Source organism: Halomonas shengliensis (assembly GCF_900104135.1).
GTDB lineage: Bacteria > Pseudomonadota > Gammaproteobacteria > Pseudomonadales > Halomonadaceae > Halomonas > Halomonas shengliensis.
The window spans coordinates 23,854-33,487 of sequence record NZ_FNIV01000004.1; the positions used below are offsets into that span (position 1 = coordinate 23,854).

Below are 9,634 nucleotides of genomic sequence, written 5' to 3' on the forward strand. Positions count from 1 at the left end.
GCGGACCGGTAGTTCAGTTGGTTAGAATGCCGGCCTGTCACGCCGGAGGTCGCGGGTTCGAGTCCCGTCCGGTCCGCCATCGTTCGCCACGAATTCCTGAAGCCCCGAGCCATGCTCGGGGCTTCTTCGTGTGCGCGCCCGCCGCCTTGCCGTCGCCTGCCCGATGCGCCCCTCCGTGTTCTCCCTGCCTGCCGGCTTTGCACGTCCCGGTCAACTATCATACAGTTGTTTGAATGCATGCCGACCACCACGTCCCTGATGCCCGGAGCCGCGCCATGACCGCCTATCCCCACCTCTTCCAGCCCATGACGCTTGGCCACCTGAGCCTGCCCAACCGCGTGCTGATGGGCTCCATGCACACCAACCTGGAGGAGGCGACCGGGGGGTTCGCGCGCCTGGCGGCCTTCTACGCCGAGCGGGTGCGCGAGGGCGTGGGGCTGATCGTCACCGGCGGCATCGCCCCCAACCCCGAGGGGGCGGTGTTCCACGGCGCGGCGACCCTGCAGGACGAGGCGCCGCTGGCCGACCACCGCCGGGTGGTGGAGGCGGTGCACGGCGAGGGCGGGCGGATCTGCCTGCAGATCCTCCACGCCGGCCGCTACGCCTACACGCCTGCGCCGGTGGCCCCCTCGGCGCTCCAGGCGCCGATCAACCCCGCCGTCCCCCGGGCGCTGACCGGCGAGGAGGTGGAAAGCCAGATCGAGGACTATGTGCGATGCGCGGTGCTGGCGAAGCGGGCCGGCTACGACGGCGTGGAGGTGATGGGCTCCGAGGGGTACCTGATCAACCAGTTCATCTGTCGGCGAACCAACCATCGCGACGACGCCTGGGGCGGCAGCTTTGCCAACCGCATCCGCTTCCCGGTGGAGGTGGTTCGGCGCATCCGCGCGGCGGTGGGCGACGACTTCCTGGTGATCTTCCGCCTCTCCCTGATCGACCTGGTGGAGGAGGGCAGCACCCATGACGAGGTGGTGGCGCTGGCCAGGGCCATCGAGGCCGCTGGCGCCGATGCGCTCAACAGCGGCATCGGCTGGCACGAGGCGCGCGTCCCCACCATCGTCACCAGCGTGCCGCGGGCGGCCTTCACCGCGGTGACCCGGCGCCTGCGCGGCGAGGTGGGACTGCCACTGATCGCCACCAACCGCATCAACATGCCGGAGGTCGCCGAGCGCGTGCTGGCCGCGGGGGAGGCCGACATGGTCTCCATGACGCGCCCCTTCCTGGCCGACCCCGCCTGGGTGAGCAAGGCCGCCGCCGGGCGCAGCGAGGAGATCAACACCTGCATCGCCTGCAACCAGGCCTGCCTCGACCACACCTTCGCCGGCCGCATCACCTCCTGCCTGGTCAATCCGCGCGCCGGCCACGAGACCGAGCTTGTGATCAACCCCGCCGCCGAGCCCCGGCGCATCGCCGTGGTGGGCGGCGGGCCGGCGGGGCTCGCCGCGGCGCTGACCGCGGCCCGCCGCGGCCATGCGGTGACCCTCTTCGAGCGTGGCGCCGAACTGGGCGGACAGTTCCACCTGGCCCGCCAGATCCCCGGCAAGGAGGAGTTCGCCGAGACCCTGCGCTACTTCCGGGTGATGCTCGACCGCCACGGCGTGACGGTGCACCTCGGCCGCGAGGCCGAGGCGGCGACCCTGGCCGGCTTCGACGCCGTGGTGCTGGCCAGCGGCGTGCGTCCGCGGCGCCTCACGCTGCCCGGCAGCGAGCGCCCTGAGGTGCTCGACTACCCCACGGCGATCCGCCATCCGGAGCGGGTTGGCCCGCGGGTGGCGATCATCGGCGCCGGCGGCATCGGCTTCGACGTGGCGGAGCTTCTGACCCACGCTGACCGACCGGCGCTGGACCGCGACGCCTGGTGCGCGGAGTGGGGGGTCGACCTCTCGGTCGCCACTCCGGGTGGGCTGGCCGCCCCCCGTCCCCCGGAGGTGCCGCGCCGGGTCTTCCTGCTGCAGCGCAAGGCCAGCAAGCCGGGCAAGGGGCTCGGCAAGACCACCGGCTGGGTGCATCGCGCCTCGCTGCGCCAGCGCGGTGTCGAGACCCTGGCCGGCTGCGAGTACCTGCGCATCGACGCGGCGGGCCTGCATATCCGCCACCAGGGCGAGCCGCGCCTGCTCGAGGTCGATTGCGTGGTGGTCTGCGCCGGCCAGGAGCCGGTGCGTGAGCTCGAGGCGCCGCTGCGCGCCGCCGGGGTCGAGGTGCATCGGATCGGCGGCGCGGACGAGCCCGCCGAGCTCGATGCCAAGCGCGCCATCGATCAGGGCACGCGGGTGGCCGCCGCCCTCTGAGCGCGCCCTTCCTCGCCACGCCCTGGCCCCGCGGGCCCGCCATCGAGGGGTGGCGGGCCCGCTGCGTTGAATGGATCGGCACAGGATTCAGCGAACCCCTGCCACGGCACAGGCTCTCAGAGGATAGGCCCGAACGTTGACGGATGGTCCGCTCCCGGGAGCGGCGCCTGGCTACGCTGAGGGTGACCCTGTCCTCGCGCGCCCCGCCCCGGCGCCGAGCCATCGGGCTTAAGGAGGCATCGATGAGCATCTTCGACCATGTGCAGAACCGTTTCGCCCGCACCCAGCAGGAGGAGATGAGCCTGCCGGAGTACCTGGAGCTGTGTCGCGAGGAGCCGATGGCCTACGCCTCGGCCGCCGAGCGCATGCTCCAGGCGATCGGCGAGCCGGAGGTCATCGACACGGCCAAGGATCCGCGGCTGTCGCGCATCTTCTCCAACAAGGTGATCCGCCGCTACCCGGCCTTCTCGGAGTTCTACGGCATGGAGGAGGCGATCGAGCAGATCGTCGCCTACTTCCGTCACGCCGCTCAGGGCCTCGAGGAGCGCAAGCAGATCCTCTACCTGCTGGGGCCGGTGGGCGGCGGCAAGTCGTCGCTGGCCGAGCGGCTCAAGCTGCTGATGGAGCGCGTGCCCTTCTACGCCATCAAGGACTCCCCGGTGTTCGAGTCGCCGCTGGGGCTGTTCTCGCCGGAGGAGGACGGCGAGCTGCTGGAGAAGGAGTACGGCATCCCGCGGCGCTACCTGAAGAGCGTGATGTCCCCCTGGGCGGCCAAGCGCCTCAAGGAGTATGGCGGCGACATCAGCCAGTTCCGGGTGGTGCGCCTCTACCCCTCGCGGCTCAACCAGGTCGCCATCTCCAAGACCGAGCCCGGTGACGAGAACAACCAGGACATCTCCTCGCTGGTGGGCAAGGTGGACATCCGCCAGCTCGAGCTGCACTCCCAGGACGACCCCGACGCCTACAGCTTCTCTGGTGGCCTGTGCAAGGCCAACCAGGGGCTGATGGAGTTCGTGGAGATGTTCAAGGCGCCCATCAAGGTGCTGCATCCGCTGCTGACCGCCACCCAGGAGGGCAACTACAACCCCACCGAGGGCATGGGGGCGATTCCCTTCGAGGGCGTCGTGCTGGCCCACTCCAACGAGAGCGAGTGGCAGACCTTCCGTAACAACCGCAACAACGAGGCCTTCCTCGACCGCGTCTACATCGTCAAGGTGCCCTACTGCCTGCGCGTCTCCGAGGAGGTCAAGATCTACGAGAAGCTGCTCGAGCACTCGTCGCTGGCCGAGGCGCCCTGCGCCCCGGATACCCTGCGCATGCTCGCCCAGTTCTCGGTGCTCTCGCGGCTCAAGGAGCCGGAGAACTCCAGCATCTATTCGAAGATGCGGGTCTATGACGGCGAGAACCTCAAGGACACCGACCCCAAGGCCAAGTCGATCCAGGAGTACCGCGACGCCGCCGGGGTCGACGAGGGCATGGATGGCCTCTCCACCCGCTTCGCCTTCAAGATCCTCTCCAAGGTGTTCAACTTCGACAGCCACGAGGTGGCCGCCAACCCGGTGCACCTGCTCTACGTGCTGGAGCAGCGCCTGGAGCAGGAGCAGCTGCCCCGGGAGACCTTCGAGCGCTACCTGCGCTTCATCAAGGAGTACCTGGCGCCACGCTACGTCGACTTCATCGGCAAGGAGATCCAGACCGCCTACCTGGAGTCCTACTCCGAGTACGGCCAGAACATCTTCGACCGCTACGTCACCTACGCCGACTTCTGGATCCAGGACCAGGAGTACCGCGACCCCGAGACCGGCGAGTTCCTCGACCGCCAGGCCCTGAACGAGGAACTGGAGAAGATCGAGAAGCCGGCCGGCATCTCCAATCCCAAGGACTTCCGCCACGAGGTGGTCAACTTCGTGCTGCGGGCGCGTGCCCAGAACAACGGCATGAACCCCAGCTGGCAGTCCTACGAGAAGCTGCGTGGAGTGATCGAGCACAAGATGTTCGCCAACACCGAGGAGCTGCTGCCGGTGATCTCCTTCAACGCCAAGGCCTCCAGCGCCGACCAGAAGAAGCACGAGGACTTCGTGGCGCGCATGAAGGAGCGTGGCTACACCGAGAAGCAGGTCCGCCTGCTCTCCGAGTGGTACCTGCGGGTGCGCAAGTCCCAGTAGCCGGCTGTGCTCGACCCGCGGCACGGGGACAGGGGAAGAGGGACATCGTTGTCAGGGATGGAAAAGCGAGTGCCCAAGGAGGGGTTCACTGCGTGTCCGCACCCCCCTGTCGCCGAGAAGCCGCAGGCCACTGCAACAGCCGAGACACACCGGCGCCGAGGGTGAGAGCATGAGCTACTTTATCGATCGACGGGCCAACGCCAAGCACAAGAGCGCGGTCAACCGCCAGCGCTTCCTCGACCGCTACCGCACCCATATCAAGCGCTCGGTGGAGGAGGCGGTCAACCGCCGCTCGATCACCGACATGGAGCGTGGCGAGAAGGTTTCGATCCCCGCGCGCGACATCTCCGAGCCGGTCTTCCAGCACGGTGCCGGCGGCAGGCGGCGCATCGTCGCCCCCGGCAACAAGGAGTTCGTCGAGGGGGATCGCCTGCGCCGCCCCGGCGGCGGCGGGGGTGGCGGTGATGGCGCGGGGGAGGGCGGCGCCTCCAACCAGGGAGAGGGGGTCGACGAGTTCGCCTTCACCCTCTCCCGGGAGGAGTTCCTCGACTTCGTCTTCGACGGCCTGGAGCTGCCCCACCTGGAGCGCAAGAACCTGGTGGACCTCGACGAGGTGCGTCCGGTGCGCGCCGGGGTCTCCCGGGAGGGGGTGCCGGCGCGGATCAACATCGTGCGCTCCATGCGCGAGGCCCACGCCCGACGCATCGCCATGCGCGCCCCGATCCGTCGCGCCCTGCGCGAGGCCCGCGAGGCGCTGGAGGCCGAGGAGCGCAAGGACCCGGTGCTGCGCAACCCGGCGCGCATCGCCGAGCTCAAGGCCGAGGTGGAGCGCCTAGAGAAGCGCCTGGAGGCGGTGCCCTTCATCGATACCTACGACCTGCGCTACAACCACCTGGTCAACCAGCCGCAACCCTCCAGCAAGGCGGTGATGTTCTGCGTGATGGACGTCTCCGGCTCCATGACCCAGGGCCACAAGGACATCGCCAAGCGCTTCTTCCTGCTGCTCTACCTGTTCCTGGAGCGCAACTACGAGAAGGTCGAGCTGGTCTTCGTGCGTCACCACACCGCCGCCCGCGAGGTGGACGAGGAGGAGTTCTTCTACTCCCGGGAGACCGGCGGCACCATCGTCTCCAGCGCCCTCACCCTGGTCGACGAGATCATCGAGGCGCGCTACCCGCCGGGGCAGTGGAACCTCTACGTGGCCCAGGCCTCGGACGGCGACAACTGGGACGACGACTCGGTGGCCTGCCGCGACCTGCTGGTCAAGCGGCTGATGCCGCGCCTGCAGTACTTCACCTACGTGGAGATCACCCCCCATGCCCACCAGGCGCTGTGGGAGGAGTACGAGACGGTGGCCGCCGAGTTCCCGGCGCGCTTCGCCATGCGCCAGATCGTCGAGGCCGGCGACATCTACCCCGTGTTCCGCGAGCTGTTCAAGCGCCGAATGGCCGGCGGTTGAGTGCCGGCACCAGGCCGAGGAGGTCCCATGACCCGACGCAAGCCCATCGCCACGGGCTCCGACTGGAACTTCGAGGTGCTCGCCGAGTTCGAGCGCGAGATCGCGCGGCTGGCGGACGAGTATCGCCTCGACACCTACCCCAACCAGATCGAGGTGATCACCTCCGAGCAGATGATGGACGCCTACGCCAGCGTGGGCATGCCGGTGGGCTACCACCACTGGTCCTTCGGCAAGCAGTTCCTGGCCGTGGAGCAGGCCTATCGCCGCGGCCAGATGGGGCTGGCCTACGAGCTGGTGATCAACTCCGACCCCTGCATCGCCTACCTGATGGAGGAGAACACCCTGATGATGCAGGTGCTGGTGATGGCCCACGCCTGCTACGGCCACAACTCCTTCTTCAAGGGCAACTACCTGTTCCGCACCTGGACCGACGCCAGCTCGATCATCGACTACCTGGTGTTCGCGCGGAAGTACATCGCCGAGTGCGAGGAGCGTCACGGCGTCGCCGCGGTGGAGCAGCTGCTCGATGCCTGCCACGCCCTGCAGAACTACGGCGTCGACCGCTACAAGCGCCCCTCGCCGATCTCCGCCGCCGAGGAGGCGCGCCGCCAGAAGGAGCGTGAGGAGCACCTCCAGGCCCAGGTCAACATGCTATGGCGCACCATCCCCGGTCGCCCCTCGCCGGAGGCGCTCGGCGACGAGCAGGATACGGAGGACCCGCTGGGCCTGCACGCCGGCGGCCGCTACCCGCCGGAGCCCCAGGAGAACCTGCTCTACTTCATCGAGAAGAACGCCCCGCTGCTGGCGCCGTGGCAGCGCGAGGTGGTGCGTATCGTGCGCAAGCTGGCGCAGTACTTCTATCCCCAGCGCCAGACCCAGGTGATGAACGAGGGGTGGGCCACCTTCTGGCACTACACCCTGATGAACCGCCTCTTTGATGATGGCGCGGTGGACGAGGGACTGATGCTGGAGTTCCTGCAGTCCCACACCGCGGTGGTCCAGCAGCCCGCCTTCGACAGCCCCTGGTTCAACGGCATCAACCCCTATGCGCTGGGCTTCGCCATCTTCACCGACCTCCGGCGCATCTGCGAGGCGCCCACCGAGGAGGACCGCCGCTGGTTCCCCGACACCGCCGGCAGCGACTGGCGCGAGACCCTGGAGTTCGCCATGCGCAACTTCAAGGACGAGTCCTTCATCCAGCAGTTCCTCTCGCCCAAGGTGATCCGCGACCTCAAGCTGTTCATGCTGGTGGATGACGACCAGGAGGAGATGCTGGAGGTGGCGGCGATCCACGACGAGCGCGGCTACCGGCGCATCCGCGAAGCGCTGGCCGCCCAGTACGCGCTGTCGGTGCGCGAGCCCAACATCCAGGTCTACTCGGCGGACATCCGTGGCGATCGCTCGCTGACCCTGCGCCACGTCCAGGACGACCGCCGCCCCCTGGCGCGCAGCGTCTACCCGGTGATCCGCCACCTGCACCAGCTGTGGGGCTTCCCCGTGCGCCTGGAGTCGGTGCATGACGACCATGTGGTGCGCCGCTACCAGTGGCCGCTGCCCGACGAGGACACCGAGCGCGAGCGCGCCTGACTCGGTGCGCCCCTCTCGCCGTCAGTGGCCGCTGCCCGACGAGGACACCGAGCGCGAGCGCGCCTGATCCGCTGTGCCTTCCCCGATCCGGAACGACAGGACCCGCGCCATGGCGCGGGTCCTCGTTAGGCGGCGGTGGGCGACCGGAGTCGCCCCGGCCTCAGCTCTGGGCGGTCCAGGACTGGCACCAGCCGCCCGGCGCCACGCTGTTTTGCGGGAAGAGCTGGCAGCCGTTGGTGTCGGCCTGGAAGAACATGCAGTTGTCGCAGCGCTCCCCCTCCGCATAGGCGGGGTGGTCGGCGGCATCGGCGGCGTTCTCCACGTAGTTCAGCGCCTGGGCCTGCTCCGCGGAGGGATCCAGCGGCGGCAGGTCCTGGGCGAACGCCTTGCTGGAGAGGATGCCGGCGCCCAGCGGCAGGGCGGCGACGCCCATCAGGCTGTGGCGCATGAAGTCGCGGCGGCTATGGTTGGCCATGGGATCTCCTTCTCGTTGCGTTTCCGGTCACGGTCGGGCGCTTGCCCGTCAGGGGGTGGTGGGCCACCTCTCGAGGTTCCGACAGCCGGCGGCCGGCGGAGTTCTTCCTCATGCTAGTCGAGCCCGCCCGGTGGCGCGACTCCCTGCCTGCGACACCTCGTCGCGGCGGGCGCGCCGGGGAGATTCTTCCCTCCCGCCGGCGCTGGTATACTCCTGCCACCACCGGGCGGCCGTCGCCGTCCGCCGTTCACGCGCCCCTCGGGGCGAATGCCGGAGAGAGCCCGATGCAGAATGCCGTGATCCTGATCAACGCCGAGAAGGGGCAGGTGAAGGCGGTGGCCGAGCGCCTGGCCGATGTGGAGGGGATCAGTGAGGTCTACTCCACCTGTGGCCGCTACGACCTGGTGGCCATCGCGCGCACCCGCGACTTCGAGAGCCTCGCCGAGCTGGTCACCGGTCGCCTCAACGCCGTGGAGGGCATCCGCGACACCGAGACCCTCAACGCCATGCAGGTGCACTCCCGCCACGATCTCGAGACCATGTTCTCGCTGGGCTGGTAGCCCGCCCGCCGCCGCGTCCCGCGGCCACCCAGCCCTTCGTCCCCAGGAAGCCGGTCAAGGATGAGTCGTCGTTTGCCTCGCCGGCGCCGCGGTCGCCCGCTGCGCCGTCTCGCCGTTTCCCTGCTGTTCGTGGCGGTCGCCGCGGGCCTCTGGCATCTCCAGGAGCGCGAGCTGCGCGACGCCCTGGTGTGGATGGGGGTGCCCGAGTGGCAGGAGCCCTCGCCGCTCAGCTTCCACCGCGTGCTGCGCAACGACGGCTTCCTGCTCGGCTGGTCCGATGTGCGGGTCAATGCGCTGTGGGTCGGCTATCGCGTCGCGCCGGTGGGCGACGCCCGCATCGGGGCGCGCCCCGACTTCCGGGCGGACTGGCGCACCCTGTGGCCCATCGGCGCCGACCACTACGCCGGCAGCGGCTTCGACCGCGGCCACCTGGCGCCCAACTACGCCATCGCCGCGGTGCATGGGCGCGGGGCCCAGCGCGATACCTTCTACATGAGCAACATGAGCCCCCAGCGCCCCGACCTCAACCGGCGGCTGTGGCAGCGCCTGGAGGAGGCGGTGATGGATCACTTCGCGCCGCGCCTCGGCGAGCTGCAGGTGATCACCGGGCCGGTGTTTCCCGAGCGCTTCCTCGACAACGTCTTCAACCGGGTGGGTCTGGTGGAGGTGCCGGAAGCCTTCTACAAGATCCTGGTGGTGCCGGGGGAGCGGCCCCTGGCCCTGGCCTTCCTGATGCCCCAGGGGGTGCGGGGCGACGAGCCGCTGGACGATTTCCTGGTCAGCATCGATGCGATCGAGGCGCGCACCGGGCTCGACTTCTTCCCGCGGCTGCCCGAGGGCGCCGCCGAGGCGCTGGAGGGAGGGGTGAGCACCCGCGGCTGGGCCCTGGAGGAGGTCGCGAACCGTCCCGGGCGTTTCGAGTAGCTCGTATCGAGCAGGCACAAAAAAACCGCGATCACGGTCGCGGTTTCCTGTGGGTATCGTCTGTTCTTAGCCTGCATGACGCGAAGAGTGGTGCCCAGGAGAGGACTTGAACCTCCACGTCCGTAAGGACACTAGCACCTGAAGCTAGCGCGTCTACCAATTCCGCCACCTGGGCG

7 protein-coding genes and 2 tRNA genes are annotated in these 9,634 nt (G+C 69.0%); 7 read left to right on the top strand and 2 right to left on the bottom strand.

The window, feature by feature from the left end:
* Positions 1-2 precede the first annotated feature (2 nt).
* The 5 genes from BLP95_RS07005 to BLP95_RS07025 all read left to right on the top strand — a co-directional run bounded on the left by BLP95_RS07005 (position 3) and on the right by BLP95_RS07025 (position 7,499).
* Positions 3-79: transfer RNA gene (locus BLP95_RS07005), tRNA-Asp, on the top strand.
* Between the two features lie 196 nt (positions 80-275).
* Positions 276-2,288, top strand: a complete 2,013-nt coding sequence (locus BLP95_RS07010) for an NADPH-dependent 2,4-dienoyl-CoA reductase (protein WP_089677694.1) — start codon at positions 276-278, stop codon at positions 2,286-2,288.
* 242 nt (positions 2,289-2,530) lie between these two features.
* Positions 2,531-4,453, top strand: coding sequence for a PrkA family serine protein kinase (locus tag BLP95_RS07015; protein WP_089677696.1), 1,923 nt, complete (start codon positions 2,531-2,533; stop codon positions 4,451-4,453).
* A 169-nt stretch (positions 4,454-4,622) separates the two neighbouring features.
* Positions 4,623-5,912, top strand: a complete 1,290-nt coding sequence (locus BLP95_RS07020; RefSeq protein ID WP_089677698.1) for a YeaH/YhbH family protein — start codon at positions 4,623-4,625, stop codon at positions 5,910-5,912.
* 27 nt (positions 5,913-5,939) lie between these two features.
* The gene (locus BLP95_RS07025) at positions 5,940-7,499 is read left to right on the top strand and encodes a SpoVR family protein (RefSeq protein WP_089677701.1); all 1,560 of its coding nucleotides are present in this window, start codon (positions 5,940-5,942) and stop codon (positions 7,497-7,499) included.
* Positions 7,500-7,659: 160 nt separating this feature from the next.
* Here BLP95_RS07025 and BLP95_RS07030 read toward each other — a convergent pair whose 3' ends face one another.
* Positions 7,660-7,974: a high-potential iron-sulfur protein gene (locus BLP95_RS07030; protein ID WP_089677703.1), complete on the bottom strand. Its 315-nt coding sequence runs from the start codon at positions 7,972-7,974 to the stop codon at positions 7,660-7,662.
* 284 nt (positions 7,975-8,258) lie between these two features.
* On the opposite strand from BLP95_RS07030, the gene BLP95_RS07035 reads away from it, so the two are divergent.
* The gene (locus BLP95_RS07035) at positions 8,259-8,534 is read left to right on the top strand and encodes an Lrp/AsnC family transcriptional regulator (protein WP_023004511.1); all 276 of its coding nucleotides are present in this window, start codon (positions 8,259-8,261) and stop codon (positions 8,532-8,534) included.
* A 60-nt stretch (positions 8,535-8,594) separates the two neighbouring features.
* Positions 8,595-9,458 (top strand): DNA/RNA non-specific endonuclease, encoded by an 864-nt coding sequence (locus BLP95_RS07040; RefSeq protein WP_176760246.1) that lies wholly within the window; start codon positions 8,595-8,597, stop codon positions 9,456-9,458.
* Between the two features lie 88 nt (positions 9,459-9,546).
* Here BLP95_RS07040 and BLP95_RS07045 read toward each other — a convergent pair.
* A tRNA-Leu gene (locus BLP95_RS07045) sits at positions 9,547-9,633 on the bottom strand.
* Position 9,634: the final 1 nt, after the last annotated feature.